Below are 19,329 nucleotides of genomic sequence, written 5' to 3'. Positions count from 1 at the left end.
GCGCCGGGCCGGGTGCCCGCCTCGTGTTCAGGACAGGTGGCGGTACTTGCCCTGGAAGTACGTGAGGGGGCCGCGGTTCGAGGCGGACGGCAGCGTGGAGGTCAGGACGCGGCCGACGACGAGGGTGTGGTCGCCGGCGACGACGCGGCTCTCGGTGCGGCACTCCAGAGTGGCCAGCGCGCCGCCCATGAGGAGGGCGCCGCTCGCCTCGCCGCGGGTGTGGGGGAGGTCGGCGAAGAGAAGCCGGTCGCTGACGCGGTTCTTCATGGCGAAGCGGCCGGCGACGTGCCGCTGGTCCTCCGCGAGCATCGAGACCGCCCAGACGGGGACGTCGGTGAGCAGGTCGTCCATGCGGGAGCCGTTGCGGAGGCTGACCAGGACCAGGGGCGGGTCGAGGGAGACCGACATGAAGGCGGTGGCCGTCATGCCGACGTCCTCGCCGCGCGGGCCGTCGTCGGGGTCGTGCGCGGTCACCAGGACCACGCCCGACGCGAGGCGGGACATGGCCGCCCGGAACTCGTCGTTGCTCACCCCCTCAGCATGCGGGATGGCCAGGTCGGAGACGGGGGGCGGGGCGAGGGTCTTCTGCAGCACACCGGCACGCTATTCCGGCGCCCGAGCCGCGCGCATCGGCCCCTGGGACCAGTCCGTCACCCCCGCCGGTCCTAGGTCCTGCCCCACGCCCCCCGTCCGGGACCCCGCCCGGGACCCCGTTCCGGCCCCCGCGCGGGACCCCGCCGGGGCTCCGCGCGGGACCCGCCCGGACCCTGCCCGGGACCCCGTTCCGGGGCCTCGCGGGCACCACGTCCGGTCTCTCGCCGGCCTCTCCCCGATCCCTCCACGGCCCCTCGTGGGCCCTATGGCGCAAGGCCTCAGGAGGAAAGATGCGACCCGCCACGAGCTGCTGTGACTTGAGTCACAGAGGCCAGTATTTGCTGACCCTGTGTACCGGGTGCGCAGCTCGCTGTGATTCAGTGGCAGTGACAGTGCAACACGTAGCCGATGAGAACCCTGGAGTTGCTGTCGAGGTCTCGGGGAGAGCGAGCGATGGAGACCGAGTCGGAGCCGTACGTCCGTCTCTCGACCCTGCGGCAGCTGCATCAGGTCGTGGCGGACCTCAACACTGCCCGCAGCCTGGCGGACACCCTGCAGACCGTCGCCGACGGTGTCGTCGCGGGTCTCAACTACGAGCTGGCCTGCGTCAACCTCGTCCGTCCCGACGGTGACCTGGTCGTCGCCGCGTTCGCCGGAAGCTCCGCCGCCGAGGCCCTGATCACCGGCCGGGTGGGCCCCCGCGAGTCCTGGGAGCGGCGCCTGGCCATGGGCGTCGCGTGGGGGGATCTGCGGTTCATCCCGCACACCGAGGGCTGGGTGCTGATGGAGGACGACGTCCCCCAGTGGCACACCGACGGCCCGGCGCCCCGCTTCGAGGACGAGTGGCACCCGCACGACCGGCTCTACGCCCCGATGTACGCCTCCGGCTCCGGCCGCGAGCTCCTCGGCGTCATATCCGTCGACCGCCCGCGCAACGGACGGCACCCCGGCCCCTGGGGCCAGGAGGCGCTCCAGATGTACGCCTCCCAGTCGGCCATCGCCATCAGCAACGCCCGCCTCCGCTCCAACATGCAGCGCGCCCTGGTCCGCCTGGAGCGCGAGCAGCAGGCCCTGCGGGCCAGCGAGGAGTCGTTCCGGCAGGCCTTCGAGTACGCGCCCTCCGGCATGGCCATCGCCGAGATGGGCGGCGACCAGCACGGCCGGCTGCTGCGGACCAACGACGCCCTGTGCCGGCTCCTCGGTCGGCCCGCCTCCGTGATGCGGCGCTACTCCTTCGCCGACCTCGTCCACCCCGAGGACATCGGGACCCTGCTCAGGACCTCCGCCGAGGGCGGCCGGGCCGAGCTGCGGCTCGGGCGGCGCGACGGCACGTACGTGTGGGTCTCCCTCCGCAACTCGGTCGTCGCCGACACCGCCGACGGGCCGCGTTTCCTCCTCACCCACGTCGAGGACATCGAGGAGCGCAAGCGGCACGAGCTCCAGCTCGCCCACCGGGCCTCGCACGACGCGCTCACCGGCCTGCCCAACAGTGCCGAGCTGCGCTCCCGTCTCTCGGCCCGCATCTGCGAGCGCCCGTCGGCGCCGGGTGACGAGGTCGCGTACGGCGCCTACGACTCCGCGCGCGACGGCGGCTACGCGACCGGGCACGACACCTCGTACGACACCTCGTACGACTCCGGCTACGAACCGCAGCCGTACGAGCACGAGCACGAGCACGGCTTCGGTTTCGAGCCGGCGGGCGGTGTGGGGCCGTACGACCACCACGTCCACGCGGTCGCCCCGTCCGGTGGCGAGGTCGACGACGGCACCAAGGGGCTCGCGGTCCTCTTCTGCGACCTCGACGGCTTCAAGTCGATCAACGACCGGTTCGGCCACCACACCGGCGACGCCGTCCTCATCGAGGTCGCCCGCCGGCTCACCACCGGCGTGCGGGACGGCGACACCGTGGCCCGGCTCGGCGGCGACGAGTTCGTCGTCCTCGCCGACGGCCTCGGCGCCGCGGACGCCGCCGACCTGGCCGTACGCCTCCGCAACGCGATCATCCCGCCGATCCGGGTGGACGGGCGGGCGGTCCGGGTGGGGGCGAGTTTCGGCATAGGTTGGGCCGAGTGCGGGATGACCGTCGAAGAGGTCCTGAACTCCGCCGACCAGCGGATGTACGTGGAGAAACGCTCCCGCGCCAAGGTCCACCGGCGGGCCGGCTGAGTCGAGCGCTCGTCCGTTCGGGGTAGGCTCGGCCGGTCGGCGACGGCTGGCGAGCATGGAGAGGACGACCCGGATGGCTGCCGGAAACGACGGCGCGAACACGCCCGAGGACGACGATCCGTTCGGCTACCTCTACGAGGATGGCCAGGCAGCGGGCGCCCGGCCCCCGCAAGGCGGCGGCTACGGCTACCCCGGCCCCGCCCCCGCGCAGCCCGGTGTGCCCCGGACCTCGTACAACCAGGTCAGAACGGTCGGCGAGCGCCAGTACGGCCAGCACCAGCAGCAGCCCTACGTGCCGCCGCAGCAGCAGGCCCCGTACGGCCGGCCGCAGGCGCAGTACGCCGCGCCGGAGACCTACGGCGGCCACGGTGGTCCCGGCGGCCCGCAGACCCGCCAGGCCCCCATCCCGCCCCAGCGCGGCGGCGGCTCCGGCCGCGGCCCCAACACCAGGGGCCTGCTGATCGGCGCGGTCGCGGTCGTCGCGGTCGTCGTCATCGGCATCACCGCGGCCGTGATCTCCAACGCGGGCGACAAGGACAAGGACGGCCAGGCCGGCGGCGCTCCCTCCACGGCTCCGTCCTCCCAGGTCTCCGAGCAGCCGAGCCCCGAGCCCAGCGCGGACAAGACCCCGGAAGAACTCCCGAAGCAGGACGCGGCGACGCTGAAGCTGGGCGGCACGGCCGCCACCGAGACCGTCGTCAAGGGCGCCGAGGGCGCGGGCGGCGTGTACGTGTCGGGCTTCAACCAGGTCGGTGCCTCGGTGACCTGGAAGGCGAACATGCCGACGGAGGGCGCGTACCGCCTGACCGTGCGCTACGCCATCCCGGCCGTGGACGCCAACGCCACGCTGACGGTCAACGGGAAGGCGAACTCGCAGCCGATCGGTCTGAAGAACTTCGTCAAGTCCTCGGACCCGAACCTGGAGAAGAACTGGCAGACCACCTGGGCGCCGGTCACCCTCCAGAAGGGCGAGAACGAGATCAAGATCTCGTGCGAGGCCGGCAACCAGTGCAACGTGCTGCTCGACTGGCTGGAAGTCACCCCGGGCTAGGGCCTGTCTGACCATTCCCGTCGGGTCCGGACCGCCCGGCACGCACGCTCGCCGCACGGCCGAAACGCCCCAGTAGCTCCTTCCCCAAGCTCTCGGCTTCGCTCGAGCGGGGGAGACCCCATTCGAGGGCGCCCCCGCCGCACGCCGATCGCACGCACCGAACGCCCCAGCCTGATCCGACGGGAATGGTCAGACAGGCCCTACAGGACTCCGGTAGCGGAGGCGGGCCCTCTCAGGGGGCCTCTTCCGTCACCTTTACGCGGGGCAGGAGGTCCTCGTAGGCCGCCGTGTCGAATTCGCCGGCGACCGGGGAGAGGACCGTGGCCGCGGAGAGGGCCACGGCGCGGGCGAGGCGGTCGGGCCAGGGGAGGTCTTCGACCAGGCCTGAGATCAGGCCGGCGACGGCGGAGTCGCCGGCGCCGGTCGGGTTGCCGCGGACCGGGGCCGGCGGGGCGGCGCGCCAGAGGCCTTCGGGGGTGGCGGCGAGGAGGCCTTCGGGGCCGAGTGAGGAGATCACGGCGTGGGCGCCCCTGCGGCGCGCGTCGCGGGTGGCGCGGCGGGGTTCGCGGGAGCCGGTGAGCTGGGCGAGTTCGTCGGTGTTGGGTTTCACCAGGTCGGGGCGGGCGGCGATGCCGCGGCGCAGGGGTTCCCCGCTGGTGTCGAGGAGTACGGGCACGGCCGCGGTCCGGGCGAGCCGGACGAGTTCCGCGTACGCCCCCACGTGGATGCCGGGCGGGAGGCTGCCGCAGAGCGCCACTGCCCTTGCCCCGTCCAGGAGTTCGGCGAAGCGGGTGCGGAAGGCGGTCCACTCGGCGGCGGTGACGACCGGTCCCGGCTCGTTCAGCTGCGTGGTGTCGCCGGTCGCGGTGTCGACGACCGCGACGGTGCGCCGGGTGGTGCCCGCGGTCTCCACGAGTTCGTCCCGTACGGGCGTCGGTGCGAGCAGCTCCCGCAGGGTGGCGCCGGTGGCGCCGCCCGCGAACCCGGTGGCCACCGTCTCGTGGCCGAGCGCGGCGAGCACCCGGGCCACGTTGAGGCCCTTGCCGCCGGGGCGTTCGATGACCTGGGTGACCCGGTGGGAGGCGTGCGGGGTGAGGGCGGGGACCCGGTAGGTCAGGTCCAGTGCCGTGTTGAGGGTGACCGTCAGGATCACCTGTCCCACCCCCGTACTCCGTACTCCTCGCTCCGCGCCTCGTGGGGAGGCGTGGAACGACCGCTGCGACGGGCACTGATCATGCCAAACGAAAGGCGGTAGGCCCAGACCCCCGGCCGACCGCCCTCGCGCATGACTCCTGATCAGGCCGCTGCGGGCGCTCGGGGGTCGACGATCCACTCGCCCTTGCGCATGACGCCCTTGAGGGTGAACTCGGCGTCGAGGACGACGATGTCGGCGTCCTTGCCGGGCTCCAGGGAGCCGACGCGGTCGTAGGCGCCGAGCAGGCGGGCGGGGTTGGCGGAGAGGGCCTGGACGGCGGACTCGACGGGGAGGCGGTCGATGGTGACGGCGCGCTTGAAGGCGCGGTCCAGGGTGAGGGTGGAGCCGGCGATGGAGCCGCCCTCGACGAGGCGGGCGACGCTGTCCTTCACCTCGACGGCCAGGGGGCCGAGCATGTAGCGGCCGTCGCCGAAGCCGGCCGCGTCCATGGCGTCGCTGATGAAGGCGACGCGCTCGGCTCCGGCGTGGTGGAAGGCGAGTTCCAGGGCGGCGGGGTGCAGGTGGGTGCCGTCGTTGATGAGCTCGACGGTGATCCGCTCGTCCTCCAGGAGGGCGGCGATCGGGCCGGGCGTGCGGTGGCCGAGGGCGGGCATCGCGTTGAAGAGGTGGGTGGCGACGGTGGCGCCCGCGTCGATGGCGGCGACCGTCTGCTCGTACGTGGCGTCGGTGTGGCCGACGGCGGCGATCACGCCGTGCTCGGCGAGGAGGCGTACGGAGTCGAGGCCGCCGGGCAGCTCGGTGGCGAGGGTGACCATCCTGGCCTGGCCGCGGCCGGCGTCGATCAGCTTGCGGACCTCGGCCGGGTCGGGGTCGCGGAGCAGCGTCTCGTCGTGTGCGCCCTTGCGGCAGGGGGAGATGAACGGGCCCTCGAAGTGGAGGCCGGCGATGTCGCCCTGCTCGGCGAGTTCCGAGAGCAGGCCGGCGCGCCGGGTCAGGAAGTCCATCTCGCCGGTGACGAAGGAGGCGACGACGGTGGTCGTGCCGTGCAGGCGGTGGGTGTGGACGCCCTTGAGGACGTCGTCGACCGTGCCGGAGGTGAAGGAGGCGCCGCCGCCGCCGTGGTTGTGCATGTCGACGAAGCCGGGGACGAGCCAGTGGCCGGTCAGGTCGATGCTCGGGGCGCCCTCGGGCGCGCTGCCCGCGATGCGGTCGCCGTCGACGATCACGCGTCCGTTCTCGACGATTCCGGTGGGCAGCACGACGTGTGCGCCGGCGAGAACCTTGTGATCGGCCATCAGGCGGAAACCTCCGGGTCGGTGGGGGGCTGTTCGGCGAGCAGGTCCCAGGCGAGGAGGCCCGCGCCCAGGCATCCGGCGGTGTCCCCGAGGGCCGCCGGGACGATGGCGGGCAGCTTCTGGAACGTGACTCGCTCCTCCACCGCGGCCCGGAGTGGTGTGAACAAGGTTTCCCCGGCCTCGGCGAGACCGCCACCGATGATGAGCGTGCGGGGGTCCAGCAGGGTGAGCGCGGTGACGAGCCCGTCGGCGAGGGCGTCGACGGCCTCCTGCCACACCCGGGCGGCGGTGGCGTCGCCGGACTCGACGGCCTTCGCGCAGTCGGCGGCGTCGGCCTCGGGGTCGCCGCTGGCGGCGGCCCAGGCCTGGGAGACGGCGGAGGCGGAGGCGTACCGCTCCAGGCAGCCGCGCTGGCCGCAGCCGCAGTCGGTGCCACCGGGGCGGACGACGATGTGGCCGATCTCGCCGGCGTAGCCGTGGGCGCCCGCCTCGATGCGGTCTCCGATGCCGATGGCGCCGGCGATGCCGGTGCCGAGGGGGACGAAGAGGAAGCGGTCGGCGCCGTTGCCCGCGCCGATGCGGCCTTCGGCGAGGCCGCCGGTGCGCACGTCGTGGCCGAGGGCGACGGGGATGCCGTCGAGACGGGTGCTGAGGAGTTCGCGCATGGGAACGTCGCGCCAGCCGAGGTTGGCGGCGTAGACGGCGATGCCGTTCTCGGCGTCGACGATGCCGGGGACGGCGACTCCGGCGGCCGCGGCGGGCTCGCCGTAGCGTTCCCGGCCGAGGGTGCGGAGGTCTTCGGCGAAGCCGAGGATGGTCTCCACGACGGCCTCGGGGCCGCGGCGGCGCCCGGTGGCGCGGCGGGCCTCGTGGAGCAGGGTGCCGTCCGCCCCGACGAGGGCGGCCTTCATGCCGGTGCCGCCCACATCCAGGGCGATGACGTGTCTCACGGGGACAGTCTGGCGCGCGAGCACCCAAAAGGTCTAGTCCACTGCCGAGGATTGTTGCGTACGGATACAAATTCGAGGACCGCCCCGAGTTGCGGAAGTGATACCCAAGTGGTGTAGACCTCATGTCCGGCCCCGGGAGAGACTTGCGGCCCTGCGAAGAGCGAACACCCGGCTCCGCGCAGCTCAACGACGAGCAGAAGGTGGATGAAGCCGTGGAGCGGCGACGATTCCTTGGACTGACCGCGGCCGCCGCCGCCCTCGGACTGACCGCCACGGTCGCCGGGTGCGGCTCCCTCGGGGGTGACTCCGGCGACGTGACCCTCCGGCTGGTCGCCGCCGAGTACGACCTGACCGGCGGCGACTCCACCAAGAAGTACTGGACCGACCTCGTCACCGCCTTCGAGGCGCAGCACCCCGGCGTCAAGATCGAACTCCAGGTCGAGTCCTGGGACGACGTCGACCGCAAGGTCGCCGAGATGGTCGCGGCCGGCAACGCCCCCGACATCGCCCAGATCGGCGCCTACGCCGACTACGCCGCCGCCGGCAAGCTCTACGCCGCCGACGAGATCCTCTCCATACCCGTCCAGGCCAACTTCCTCGCCCCGCTCGTCGCCGCCGGCGAGTCCAAGCGCACCCAGTACGGCCTGCCCTTCGTGGCCTCCACCCGGCCCCTCTTCTACAACGAGGACCTCTTCGACCAGGCCGGGCTCAAGGCCCCCAAGACCTGGGCCGAGCTGGCCGCCGCCGCCGAGAAGCTGAAGGATGACGGCGTCCCCACCCCCTTCGCGCTGCCCCTCGGCCCCGAGGAGGCCCAGGCCGAGACCCTGATGTGGCTGCTCAGCGGCGGCGGCGGCTGGACCGACGCCACCGACCACTACGTCGTCGACTCCGACGCCAACGTCCGCACCTTCGAGTGGCTCCGCACGAACCTCGTCGGCAAGGGCCTCACCGGCCCCGTCGCCCCCGGCAAGCTCAACCGCAAGGCCGCGTTCGCCGCCTTCGCGCGCGGCGAGGTCGGCATGCTCAACGGCCACCCCTCGCTCGTCAAGGAGGCCGCCAAGAAGGGCGTCAAGGTCGGGCAGGTCCCCCTCCCCGGCGTCGACGGCACGCCCAAGAGCTCCATGGGCGTCGCCGACTGGATCATGGGCTTCAAGCAGAACGGCCACCGCAAGGAGATCGGCGACTTCCTCAACTTCGTCTTCACCGACGAGAACGTCCTCAAGTTCGCCGGGGACAACGACCTCCTGCCGGTCACCGTCAGCGCCTCCGCCCGCATGGAGACCGACCCCGAGTACGCCAACCTCCGCGAGTTCCTCAAGGGCCTCCCCAACGCCCAGCTCCCGCCGGTCGGCAAGACCTCCTGGGCCAAGGTCAGCGAGAACGTCAAGCAGAACATCGGCAAGGCCGTCGCCCCGGGCGCCAAGCCCGCCGACGTCCTCGCCTCCATCGGCCGGGCGGCGACGGCGGCGGAGGCCGCCGAGTAATAGGTTGGTCTTATGACCGAAGAGACGGCGGGCGGCGAGAGCGCGCTCGGGGAGCGCGAGCAGGCGCTCCTCGCGCTCGAGCGCCGGTCCTGGCCCGGTCCGGGGGCCAAGGAGCGGGCGGTCAGGGAGCGGCTGGGGCTCTCCCCGACGCGCTACTACCAGCTGCTCAACGCCCTCCTCGACGACCCGCGTGCGCTCGCCCACGACCCGGTGACGGTCAACCGGCTGCGCCGGGTCCGGGAGGAGAGGCAGAGCCGGCGGTAGGGCCCGGGGGAAAGCCGTGCCGTCGGCCCGCCGGGCGGGCGCCGCGTGCAGGGGGCCCGTCCGGTGCTGCGATCGGACGATTCGCAGCCCGCCGGGCGGCGTGGCGCGGGGCGGGTTCGCGGGCGGCGGCGGGGCGCGGGGTTGAGTGGATCGGTCCCCCTCGCTCCCCTCCTCAAGGAGCCGTCGTGACCACGACCGACCGCAGACTTCCCGCAGGCACCGTCCTGCTCTCCGACTCGTCCACCTTCGGCTGCGAGGGCGGGGTGCACTTCTTCGACCCGGCCACGGGCCTGCGGGGATTCTTCGCCGTGGGCGGTGACCTCGTGGGGGCCACCGGAATCGCGCTCGAAGCCGACGGCAACGTCCTGGTGACCAAGGACCGGCACCATCCCGGCGGCGGCACGCTGCTGCGGCTCTTCAGGGTGGACGGGACGGCGAAGCAGACGGTGGTGTCGTCCGACGGGAACCTCGTGAGCCCGATCGCCGTCGCCGTCGAGAACGACGGCAACATCCTCGTGGCCGATCTCTTCTCCAAGGGCATGGGCGCCGTCATCCGGATCGACCCCGTCACCGGGGAGCAGACCGTCCTGTCGGTGGGCGAGTCCAGGACCGATCCCCTGCGCCCCTGCGGGCTGTGCGTGGAGGCCGACGGCGGCATCGTGATCGTCGAACAGGCCGGCCCCGTCCCCGAGCCGCCCGCGCCGCAGGTGGTCCGCATCGACCCGGTCAGCGGCGCGCGCACGGTGATCTCGTCCGGCGGCAGTCTCCGCAGCCCCGTGGACGTCGTGATCGACCCCTACGGGGACATCGTGGTCGTCGACGCCAACGCGTTCGAGGGCTTCGTCGGCGGGGTGATCAAGGTGGACCCGGTGAGCGGGCGGCAGACCACCGTGAGCTCCGGCGGCAGTTTCGACACACCTGCCGCGATCGCCGTCGAGGCCGACGGCACCCTGCTGGTCACCGACAACAAGGCACTGACCAGGGAGCCCACCGTGTTCCGGGTGGACCCGGCCACCGGCGACCAGCGCGTCCTCACCATGGGCCCGCCCTTCACGTCCCTCAGCGGCGTCAAGGTCGTCCCCTCCGGCTGAGGTCCGGGCCGGGGGTGACCCAGGCCCCACTGACGGGACGGCCCGGACGTCGGTAGGGTCGGGAGCATGGTCAGCAGCCTTCCGCACCCCGCCACGTCCTCCGGCCGCGACGGTCTGGCCGCGCTTCTCGCGCGGCCCGAGAAGGCCGTCGTCGCGCTCGACTTCGACGGGACCCTCGCCGAGATCGTCCCCGACCCCGAACAGGCCCGCGCGCACCCCGGCGCGGTCGAGGCCCTCGCGGCCCTCGCGCCGGAGGTCGCGTCCGTCGCCGTGGTGACGGGCCGCCCGGCCGGGGTCGCCGTCCGCTACGGCGGCTTCGCCGGTGTGCCGGGCCTGGAGCGGCTCGTCGTCCTCGGTCATTACGGCGCCGAGCGCTGGGACGCCGTCACGGGGACCGTCCAGGCCGCCGCCCCGCACCCGGGCGTCGCCTCCGTCCGCGCCGAGCTCCCCGGGTTCCTGGACCGGGCCGGTGCCTGGCAGGGCGTCTGGATCGAGGAGAAGGGCCGGGCGGTCGCCGTCCACACCCGCCGCGCCCTCGATCCGGAGGCCGCCTTCGAGGCGCTCAAGGGCCCGCTCGCCGAGCTCGCCGCCCACCACGGGCTCGTCCTGGAGCCCGGCCGCATGGTCCTGGAGCTGCGGCCGCCCGGCATGGACAAGGGCGTGGCCCTGGCCGGGTACGTACGGGAGGTGGGGGCCGGGTCCGTGCTGTACGCGGGCGACGACCTGGGCGACCTGCCGGCCTTCGCGGCCGTGGAGAAGCTCCGCTCCGACGGCGTTCCCGGGCTCCTCGTCTGCAGCGGCTCCACCGAGGTCCCGGAGCTGGCCGGGCGCGCCGACCTCGCGGTCCAGGGGCCGTCGGGCGTGGTCGCGTTCCTGACGGAACTGGCGAGGGCGGTACGGGAGGCCTGAGCCCCTCCGCACCGCCCTCTCCGGGTGGATCGGCGATCAGTGCGCGGCCGGGTTGGTCACGCTGATCGTCAGGTCGTCGCCGGCGTCACCGGTGACCGTGACGCGCACGCCGTGGCCGGCGACCTTGACGCTGGCCTGCGGGGCCGTCGTGTCGTAGTAGGCGTTCGGGTCGGTGTCGTCGAAGACCGGGATGCCGGGGACGGAGGGGGCGCAGGCCGCCTGCGTCTCGACGGTCTTGTTGCCGCCCTTGCCCACCAGGACCTCCTTGTGGAGGCAGGTCGTGTCGGTGGCCTCCAGGCCGAAGGTCGCGTCGAAGGGCTGGCGCCGGTTGCTGGGCGCGGTCCCGTCGGCGTACTTGAAGGGCGCCGGCCGGGCGTCGACGGCCATCGCCGAGCCGCCACCGGGGTGGTTGCTGACGTTGTTGTCGTCGAAGGACCGGTCGACGTACCAGACGAGCAGGCCGTTCTGGTAGCGGAAGTACTCGACCCAGTCCGGGGCGGAGATGCCCTTGCTGAACTGGTACGGGCCCTCGGCGAGGAGCGCGTCGGAGCCGACGTACTCGCGGTTCTCCAGGAGGTAGTACCGCGGGGAGGTGGCCGTCTCGGTGCCGGTGGAGATCTTCCAGCGGCCCTGCGCGGTCCAGCCGCCCACGCCGTTCTCGACGTCGTCGGTCGCCAGGGTCGTACCGCCCGAGGTCAGCGTGACGTCGTCGAGGAACGCGCCGGCGAAGTGCACGCCGCCGTCGCTCTGGTAGCGGAAGCGGAACAGCGACGGCTTGCCGGCGGAGTCGTACGTGTACCGCAGCGTCGTCCACTTGCCGGCCGAGGAGCCGGAGACGGCGTCGCCGGCGCGGGCCCAGGTGGCGCCGCCGTCGAGGGAGTACTCGGCGAACAGGTAGTCGAAGTCCGCCTCGATCTCGTACCAGGCGCTCGCCTTGACGGTCACGCGCGGGGCGGCCGGCACGGAGCGGGTGAGGGACTGGTTGAGGCCGTCGGCCGAGCCGGTCCACCAGGCGTGCGTGCCCGAGGCGGGCGTCGCGTACGTGGTGCTGCTCGTCTTGTCCGGGAGCGCGACGCGGACCGCCTGGTCCTTGCCGGTGACCTGGAACTGCGCCGGGTTCAGGGTGTACGTGCCGTCGGCGCCGAGCGGGGCGTCGCTGTGGTCCAGCCAGCCGAGGAAGAGCTTCTCCTCGGCGCCCATGAGGCCCGGGTGGGTGCCGATGCCCGCGTTGGCGGCGGCGCCGTGGCCGAGCCAGGAGCCGGAGCTCATCAGGGTCCAGAAGGCGGTGGAGTTCTCGCCGCCGTCGGTGTCGTAGTAGTCCGGCAGGCCGAGGTCGTGGCCGAACTCGTGGCAGAAGACGCCGAGTCCGCCGTTCTCGCCCTCGGTGGTGTAGTCGCCGAGCCAGTACTTCGACTGGCCGATGCGCGCGCCGCCGCCCTTGTTCTGGGTGCCGGCCACGTCCGGTCCGGTGAGGCCGTAGTCGTCGCCGTTCACGAACCAGCGGTGCGACCAGATGGCGTCCTCGCCCTGCGCGCCGCCGCCCGCGTCCTCGCCCATGCCGGCGTGCACGGCCTGGAAGTGGTCGATGTAGCCGTCGGCCTCGTCGAAGTCGCCGTCGTGGTCCCAGTCGTTGCGGTCCCAGACGTCGAACTGCGCGAGGTACGCGTCGATCTCGGCGGGCGTCTGGCCGGCCGCGATCCGGGCGTTCCACCACGCGTCGCCGGTGTCCTGGATGAAGGCCCACGAACCTCCGTTGTCCTCGACGGCGTTGTCGCCGTAGGTGGAGGCGTTGCCGGGGACCTTGACCCAGTCCTCGACCGTGTTGGTCACCGAGTACCGGCCGCCCGACAGCTTCTCGTAGTACGTCTTCATCGACTCGCCGGAGCCGTTGAAGAGGTTCTCGTAGTACGGCTTCGAGAAGTCGGCGGTCCAGGCGTTGGAGTTGTCCGTGGTCCGGTCCGGCTGGGGGATCCGGTTGTGCAGGGGGCCGGGGACGGTGCCGAGCTTGCCGGAGCCCTGGTCGCCGAACTCGGAGAGGATCGTGAAGATCTTCTCCTGGCGCTGGGCGGTCGTGGTCAGGGTCTCCACGAACTTGCCGTCGGCGACCTCGACGACGCCCTTGGCGTTCGCCTTCGCCTTGCCCTTGGCGACCAGGTCGATCGCCTTCTCTCGCAGTTCGCTGCGCTGCTTCGTGAGCGGTCCGGGGCGGTTGTCCGAGCGGTGTGCCTTCGCGCCCGCCGGCGCTCCGTCCCTGGCCTCCTGCGCGGCGGCGGGGGTGAGCCCCGCGGCGAGGAGTGCGGTGAGCGCCGACCCGAGGGTCATGCCCACGACAATCTTCTTCACGTTACTTGCGATCCTTCCGCTTGCCTCATGTGCTTCATGGGGAAAAACGGATCGCCTGGGGGAACGATCGCCGCAGAGTCTGACACGAGACGACCTCTCAGGGGAGAGGTCGTACCGATAATCGGAGGAGAAGATTCACCGTCCCCGCCGGGACACGTGCCCGTCGGCCCCCGCCGACGCCGTCACGGAGGGCGGGGAGCGAGCGGGGCGGGGGCGTCAACTCCCGAGGGCGTCCAGCTGGTTCAGGAACCAGCGCTGGGGAGGCACGGCGGTGGCCGTGGCCGCGAGGCGCTTGGTGCGCTCGGTGCGGTCGGCGGCGGGCATGGAGAGGGCGGCGTGGAGGGCTTCCGCGGTCTGGGAGACGTCGAAGGGGTTGACGGTGACGGCGTCGTCCTTGAGCTCGTCGTAGGCGCCGGCGCCGGTGGACAGGACAAGGGCGCAGCCGGACTCGGAGACGACCGGTATCTCCTTGGCGACGAGGTTCATGCCGTCGCGGACGGGATTGACGAGCGCCACGTCGGCGAGCCGGTAGGCGGCGAGGGAGCGGGGGAAGTCGTCCTGGACGGAGACGAGGACCGGCCGCCAGCCGGGGGTGCCGAACTCGGCGTTGATCTCCTCGGCGAGGTCCGAGACGGCCGCCGTGTAGGAGCGGTAGACGGCGAGGTCCTGGCGGGAGGGGTAGGCCGAGGCGAGGTGGACGACGCGGTCGTGCCACTCCGGGTGGGTGACGAGGAGCTCGCGGTAGGCGAGGAGGCCGCGGAGGATGTTCTTGGAGAGTTCCGTGCGGTCGACGCGGACGATCGTCCTGCGGTCCCCGACCTCGTCACGGAGCCGGGCCAGCTTCTCGTCCACCTCCGGACGGTGGGCCAGGGCGCGGAGCTCGTCGGCGTCGACGCCGAGCGGGTACACCTCGATCCGGGTGGTCCGCACCGGGTCCGTGCCGCGCCGGTGCGTCACCAGTCGGCGCGGGCCGTCGCCCGGGGAGGAGGCGCTCGCCGTGCCGGTCGCGCTGTCGACGTCCGCGCAGTCCATGAAGGCGGACGCCCACGACCGGGTGTGGAAGCCGAGCTGGTCCGCGCCGAGCATGCCCCACAGGAGCTCCTCGCGGAGGTCGTCCGGGAGCATCCGCAGATAGGCGGGGGAGGCCCACGGGGTGTGGGTGAAGTGGGCGATGCGGAGGTCGGGGCGGAGGGCCCGCAGCTGCCCGGGGACGAGGGCGAGGTGGTAGTCCTGGACCAGGACCGCCGCGCCGTGGTCGGCCTCGGCGGCCAGGGCTTCGGCGAAGGCGCGGTTGTAGGCGCGGTACGACTCCCACTGGCGGCGGAACCCGGCGTCGAAGACGGGTTCGCGGGGGATGTCGTAGAGGTGGTGGTGGAGGAACCACAGCGCCGAGTTCGCGACGCCGTTGTACGCGTCCGCGTACACCTCGGGGGCGATCTCCAGCATGCGGACGCCGGGCTCGCCGATCCCGCGCCGGACGGCCTCGCGGTCGCCCTCGCCGAGTGCCGCGCACACCCACAGGCTCTCCTGGGCGGACACGGCGCTCAGGCCCGAGACCAGGCCGCCGCCGCCCCGGCGGGCGTCGAGTGAGCCGTCGTCGCCGAGGACGTACGAGACCGGTCCCCGGTTGGATGCCACGAGCACAGTAGCCATGTGGCGAACCTAGCCCGTCCTGTAAACGCTCAAACGTACGTATACGAGACAGGCCGATTCGGCCACGGGGAGTCACCGCAGGTCAGCGGCGGGAGCGGGCGACGACGCGCCGGTGCGGGGCGGTCACCGCGCGGGGCCGTCACGCCGCGGCCCCGGCGGTCGTTCCGTCAGCCGCGCTGCCCCGGCGGTCGTCGTTCCGCCCGTCACGCCACTGCCCCGGCCGCCGTCGTTCCGTCAGTCGCGGCGACCTCGCATCGCCGCCTTCGCGACCAGGCCGGTCGCCACGAGGGCCACGGCGAGGGCGCCGAGGAGCCACAGCCGTTCGCCCGTCGTGCCGGTCTCCGCCATGGAGCCGGAGGAGCCGCCCTGCGGGCCGGGGGCCGGGGGCGCGGGGGAGGAGAGCGGGGTCTTCGTGGACGTGGCGGGGACGGAGGGCTCACCGGTCCCGGTCGGCCGCGGCGCCGTCGGGCTCGGCGAGGGGGCGGACGGCTCCGGCGAGGGGTCGGACGGCTCCGGCGAGGGCTCCGTCGGCTTCGGGCTCGCCGTCTTGGTGATCTCCAGGTCGGGGACCGGCACGGAGAAGGCGAGTGCGGACGGCACGTAGGTGTCGCCGTTCGTGGAGAAGGTCAGGCCGGCCGAGGTCGCACCGGGCGGGACGGCGCCGGCGGGGACGTCGAAGGCCTTGGCGTCGATGCCGAGGTTGTCGGTCAGCCGGGGGGAGACGGCGCCGTCGTCCTCGCCGACGAAGAAGTTGTCCGTGTCGCCCGTGGGGGACCCGGTGACGTTCTCGCCGTCGACGAGGACCTTGTCGCCCGGCGTGTTCCGGTCGCCCCCGAAAGCGGTGACGCTCGCCCGCACGGTGCCGGGGCTCCGGTGGAAGCCGTCGACGGTGACGGTGGTGGCGGGCGAGGTGGAGCGCTGCAGGACGTGGCCACCGTAGACGTACACGTTGCGGCGCCCGGGGGCGTGGACCGGGTCGGGCGCGGGGAACCGGTGGACGACGGTGAGGGACCAGCCGGCGACGCAGCCCTTGCCGTTCGGCGCCCAGAGGTTGCCGACCGAGACCCGCGCGTCCGTGCCCGTGACGCCCGCGAAGGCGGCGGTGACGTCCGACTCGCCCGTGAAGTAGTGCGGGCCGCCGGTGTCGGAGGGGTCCACGACCATGCTGTCGATCGAGACCGGGGTGGCGGTGGCCGCCGCGCCGACCTTGATCACGGGGGCGGTCGTCGCCGGGTCGCCGGGCGAGGGGACGACGTCCGTGCCGGAGAGGTCGCAGCGCTTGAGCTGCGCGCCGCCCGGGCTCTTGTACGTGCCGTCGTTGCCGCCCCAGAACAGCCGGGCGTACGCGACCTCCGCACCGGCCGGAACGACGACGTGGCCGGTGCTCGAACCGTGGTCGGGCGCCGCGCCCGGCGTCAGGCCGGCCGCGTCGACGCGCTGCATCACGAAGGTGTCGTCGCCGTCGGCGCCCTGGCCGCTCGCCGCCGTCGCGCAGCGGGCGGCCAGGTCGGCGGGGGCGGTGGGGCAGCCCATGACCGTGTTGCCGAGGGTGGTGAAGTCGCCGTACAGCGACTCGCCGTACCGCTTGCCGAAGGGCTCGACCACGTCCGCGGCGGCCGGTCCGGCCGCCGTGAACGCGAGCGGACCCGCCGTCAGGCCGATGGCCGCCAGCACTCTGCCCAGGTGATGTCGTCTGAAGCGCATAAAAGGGCAATGTAGGCAAAACCGATCATCATGAGGCGTTACGCCACGCGGTCGGCCCGCCTTGCGGCGCGCGTGTCCACGGGCGCCGCACCGCGGGCCCCCGGACGTCAGGCCACCCGGCGCCGCGCGTACTCCGTGATCTCGGCCATCGGGGGGCGTTCCTCCGTGTCCACCGCGTACGTGCGCGGCTCGAAGCCCTTCTCGCCGCGCTCGAACTGGGTGAGCCGCGGCCGCACGAGGTGGCCCCGGGAGAGCCGCAGCTGCGCGGTCCGGTAGATCGCGGCCGCCATCCGGCCGAGCGCCTGCCCGTCCTGGTGCCGGTGCTTGCGCACGCCGACGTCCACCTGGGCGAGGGCGTCCAGGCCCACCGTGTGCAGCGCGTCGACCAGCAGCCCCAGCTCCACTCCGTAACCGACGGGGAACGGGAGGCGTTCGAGCAGCGAGCGCCGCGCCGCGTACTCCCCGCCGAGGGGCTGGACGAACCCGGCCAGCTGCGGCCAGTGGAGGTTGAGGAGCGGGCGCGCCACGAGTTCCGTGACCCGACCCCCTTGACCAGGGGTGTCCCCGAACGGGCGGTCGTACATCGCCTTCACGAAGTCCACGTCCGGATCGGTGAGCAGCGGGCCCACGATGCCGGTGACGAAATCCGCGGAGAAGTCCCGCAGGTCCGCGTCGACGAAGCAGACGACGTCCCCGCTCGTCACCATCAGTGACCGCCACAGCACCTCGCCCTTGCCGGGGACGGCCGGTATCCGGGGGAGGATCGCGTCGCGCGCGACCACCCGCGCGCCGGCCGCCGCCGCGACCTCCGCCGTGCGGTCCGTGGAGCCCGAGTCGATCACCACGAGCTCGTCGACCAGCGGCACCGCCTCCGACATCAGCTCGCGGCGGATCACGGAGACGATGTCCCCGACCGTCGCCTCCTCGTTCAGCGCGGGCAGCACGACGCTGACCCTCGTGTTGCGCTTGGCGGCGAGGACGCGCTCCAGCGGCCGGTCCGTCACTGACCAGGACCGCCGGTCCAGCCAGCGCTCCACCTCTTCCAGCACGTGATCTCCATCTCGCGTTACGGACGGCCGGTCCAAGGGTCCGGGCCTTCGGTTACAGTCTTGAACAACGCGGATCCCCGATGCACGTCGGGGTGCCGACCGCGTCGGAGCGCAGGAACGAAGCTTCCCGCGCCTCACAATCGAATACCGCTCATCCAGAGGGGCAGAGGGAAACGGCCCGTTGAAGCCCCGGCAACCCTCCAGTCGGTTACTCGTCCTCCAGCGAGGCTCCCGGCTAGGGAAGGTGCCAAATCCGTCTCATGGCGAAAAATTCGTCATGGGAAAGATGAGGAGAAAGGGCCTCGCCTCCATGGCTGCACAGACTGTTACTCCCGCTACTTCGGTCGACCTCGGTCCCGCGTCCGGGCTTTCCTGTCGGGAATGCGGTGAGATCTTCCCGCTCGGCCCGATCTTCGCCTGCGAACTCTGTTTCGGACCCCTCGAAGTCGCGTACGACTTCCCCACCGGTGACCCCGAGGCGCTGCGCAAGCGGATCGAGGCCGGACCCGCCAACATCTGGCGCTACGCCCCGCTGCTGCCCGTCCCGGCCGACGTCGCCGAGAAGCCGAACCTGAACCCGGGCTGGACCCAGCTCGTCCGGGCCGACAACCTCGCCGGCGAGATCGGCGTCGCCCCCGGCAAGCTCTTCGTCAAGGACGACTCCGGCAACCCGACCCACTCCTTCAAGGACCGGGTCGTCGCGCAGGCCCTCGAAGCCGCCCGCGCCTTCGGCTTCACCACCCTCTCCTGCTCCTCCACCGGCAACCTGGCCGGCGCCGTCGGCGCCGCGGCCGCCCGCGCCGGCTTCCGCTCCTGCGTCTTCATCCCGCACGACCTGGAGCAGGGCAAGGTCGTCATGGCCGGCGTCTACGGCGGCGACCTGGTCGCCATCGAGGGCAACTACGACGACGTCAACCGCTTCTGCTCGGAGCTCATCGGCGACCCGCTCGGCGAGGGCTGGGGCTTCGTGAACGTCAACCTCCGCCCGTACTACGGCGAGGGCTCCAAGACGCTCGCGTACGAGATCTGCGAGCAGCTCGGCTGGGTCATCCCCGACCAGCTCGTCATCCCGATCGCCTCCGGCTCCCAGCTCACGAAGATCGACAAGGGTCTCCAGGAGCTCGTCAAGCTGGGCCTCGTCGAGGACAAGCCGTACAAGATCTTCGGCGCCCAGGCCGAGGGCTGCTCCCCGGTCTCCGCCGCGTTCAAGGCCGGCCACGACGTCGTCCGCCCGCAGAAGCCGAACACGATCGCCAAGTCGCTCGCGATCGGCAACCCGGCCGACGGCCCGTACGTCCTCGACATCGCGCGCCGCACCGGCGGTGCCGTGGAGGACGTGAACGACGAGCAGGTCGTGGACGCGATCAAGCTGCTCGCGCGGACCGAGGGCATCTTCGCCGAGACCGCGGGCGGCGTCACCGTCGGCGTCACCCGCAAGCTCGTCGAGGCGGGTCTGATCGACCCGAACCTCACCACGGTCGTCCTCAACACCGGCGACGGCCTCAAGACCCTGGACGCGGTGGCCGACACCTCCCAGGCGACCGTCACCATCCGCCCGAGCCTGGACGCGTTCCGCGACGCCGGTCTGGCGCTCTGAGCCCGCCCGCCCTCCAGGTCCTC

Annotated in this window: 15 protein-coding genes and 1 riboswitch; of the genes, 7 read left to right on the top strand and 8 right to left on the bottom strand. The window is 72.6% G+C overall.

Annotated features, from left to right (window positions below; genetic code table 11):
• Positions 1-27: 27 nt before the first annotated feature.
• Entirely contained in the window at positions 28-594 is a 567-nt protein-coding gene (locus tag AC067A_RS24790) for a flavin reductase family protein (RefSeq protein WP_479244671.1), read from the bottom strand.
• A 453-nt stretch (positions 595-1,047) separates the two neighbouring features.
• On the opposite strand from AC067A_RS24790, the gene cdgB reads away from it, so the two are divergent.
• Positions 1,048-2,760 (top strand): diguanylate cyclase CdgB, encoded by a 1,713-nt coding sequence (gene cdgB / locus AC067A_RS24785; protein WP_479244670.1) that lies wholly within the window; start codon positions 1,048-1,050, stop codon positions 2,758-2,760.
• 73 nt (positions 2,761-2,833) lie between these two features.
• Positions 2,834-3,811 (top strand): CBM35 domain-containing protein, encoded by a 978-nt coding sequence (locus tag AC067A_RS24780; protein WP_479244669.1) that lies wholly within the window; start codon positions 2,834-2,836, stop codon positions 3,809-3,811.
• Between the two features lie 232 nt (positions 3,812-4,043).
• Here the strand turns inward: AC067A_RS24780 and AC067A_RS24775 are convergent, their stop codons facing one another.
• From AC067A_RS24775 to AC067A_RS24765, 3 genes are all read right to left on the bottom strand, one after another.
• Positions 4,044-4,964: a 1-phosphofructokinase family hexose kinase gene (locus AC067A_RS24775; RefSeq protein WP_479244769.1), complete on the bottom strand. Its 921-nt coding sequence runs from the start codon at positions 4,962-4,964 to the stop codon at positions 4,044-4,046.
• A gap of 143 nt (positions 4,965-5,107) precedes the next feature.
• Positions 5,108-6,262, bottom strand: coding sequence for an N-acetylglucosamine-6-phosphate deacetylase (nagA, locus tag AC067A_RS24770; RefSeq protein WP_479244668.1), 1,155 nt, complete (start codon positions 6,260-6,262; stop codon positions 5,108-5,110).
• Complete coding sequence (locus AC067A_RS24765; RefSeq protein ID WP_479244667.1) at positions 6,262-7,212, bottom strand: ROK family protein; 951 nt, start codon at positions 7,210-7,212, stop codon at positions 6,262-6,264. Before AC067A_RS24765 ends, nagA begins: the two co-directional genes overlap by 1 nt.
• Before the next feature lie 200 nt (positions 7,213-7,412).
• Between AC067A_RS24765 and AC067A_RS24760 the strand changes: the two genes are divergently transcribed.
• From AC067A_RS24760 to otsB, 4 genes are all read left to right on the top strand, one after another.
• Positions 7,413-8,696, top strand: a complete 1,284-nt coding sequence (locus AC067A_RS24760) for an extracellular solute-binding protein (protein WP_479244768.1) — start codon at positions 7,413-7,415, stop codon at positions 8,694-8,696.
• A gap of 12 nt (positions 8,697-8,708) precedes the next feature.
• Entirely contained in the window at positions 8,709-8,960 is a 252-nt protein-coding gene (locus AC067A_RS24755; protein ID WP_479244666.1) for a DUF3263 domain-containing protein, read from the top strand.
• A 185-nt stretch (positions 8,961-9,145) separates the two neighbouring features.
• Complete coding sequence (locus AC067A_RS24750; protein WP_479244665.1) at positions 9,146-10,051, top strand: Vgb family protein; 906 nt, start codon at positions 9,146-9,148, stop codon at positions 10,049-10,051.
• Between the two features lie 66 nt (positions 10,052-10,117).
• The gene (gene otsB / locus AC067A_RS24745; RefSeq protein WP_479244664.1) at positions 10,118-10,960 is read left to right on the top strand and encodes a trehalose-phosphatase; all 843 of its coding nucleotides are present in this window, start codon (positions 10,118-10,120) and stop codon (positions 10,958-10,960) included.
• Positions 10,961-10,996: 36 nt separating this feature from the next.
• On the opposite strand, the gene AC067A_RS24740 is transcribed toward otsB, so the two are convergent.
• The 4 genes from AC067A_RS24740 to AC067A_RS24725 form a co-directional block, all read right to left on the bottom strand.
• Entirely contained in the window at positions 10,997-13,303 is a 2,307-nt protein-coding gene (locus tag AC067A_RS24740) for an immune inhibitor A domain-containing protein (RefSeq protein WP_479244663.1), read from the bottom strand.
• Positions 13,304-13,519: 216 nt separating this feature from the next.
• Positions 13,520-14,956 (bottom strand): alpha,alpha-trehalose-phosphate synthase (UDP-forming), encoded by a 1,437-nt coding sequence (locus tag AC067A_RS24735; protein ID WP_479244662.1) that lies wholly within the window; start codon positions 14,954-14,956, stop codon positions 13,520-13,522.
• Between the two features lie 234 nt (positions 14,957-15,190).
• Complete coding sequence (locus tag AC067A_RS24730) at positions 15,191-16,660, bottom strand: DUF11 domain-containing protein (protein WP_479244661.1); 1,470 nt, start codon at positions 16,658-16,660, stop codon at positions 15,191-15,193.
• A gap of 107 nt (positions 16,661-16,767) precedes the next feature.
• The gene (locus AC067A_RS24725; RefSeq protein WP_479244660.1) at positions 16,768-17,709 is read right to left on the bottom strand and encodes a glucosyl-3-phosphoglycerate synthase; all 942 of its coding nucleotides are present in this window, start codon (positions 17,707-17,709) and stop codon (positions 16,768-16,770) included.
• 148 nt (positions 17,710-17,857) lie between these two features.
• Positions 17,858-18,002, top strand: a riboswitch (SAM riboswitch).
• On the opposite strand from AC067A_RS24725, the gene thrC reads away from it, so the two are divergent.
• Positions 17,996-19,306, top strand: a complete 1,311-nt coding sequence (gene thrC, locus AC067A_RS24720; RefSeq protein ID WP_479244767.1) for a threonine synthase — start codon at positions 17,996-17,998, stop codon at positions 19,304-19,306. (Overlaps the previous riboswitch by 7 nt.)
• Positions 19,307-19,329: the final 23 nt, after the last annotated feature.

It is taken from the genome of Streptomyces sp. NPDC043176, from assembly GCF_056436715.1.
This window is presented reverse-complemented; position numbering and strand designations above follow the sequence as displayed.

Coding starts and splice junctions, on each gene's coding strand:
- thrC (WP_479244767.1), top strand. CDS start 17,996: ATGAGGAGAAAGGGCCTCGCCTCCATGGCTGCACAGACTGTTACTCCC.
- AC067A_RS24730 (WP_479244661.1), bottom strand. CDS start 16,660: ATGCGCTTCAGACGACATCACCTGGGCAGAGTGCTGGCGGCCATCGGC.
- nagA (WP_479244668.1), bottom strand. CDS start 6,262: ATGGCCGATCACAAGGTTCTCGCCGGCGCACACGTCGTGCTGCCCACC.
- AC067A_RS24780 (WP_479244669.1), top strand. CDS start 2,834: ATGGCTGCCGGAAACGACGGCGCGAACACGCCCGAGGACGACGATCCG.
- AC067A_RS24735 (WP_479244662.1), bottom strand. CDS start 14,956: ATGGCTACTGTGCTCGTGGCATCCAACCGGGGACCGGTCTCGTACGTC.
- otsB (WP_479244664.1), top strand. CDS start 10,118: ATGGTCAGCAGCCTTCCGCACCCCGCCACGTCCTCCGGCCGCGACGGT.
- AC067A_RS24755 (WP_479244666.1), top strand. CDS start 8,709: ATGACCGAAGAGACGGCGGGCGGCGAGAGCGCGCTCGGGGAGCGCGAG.
- cdgB (WP_479244670.1), top strand. CDS start 1,048: ATGGAGACCGAGTCGGAGCCGTACGTCCGTCTCTCGACCCTGCGGCAG.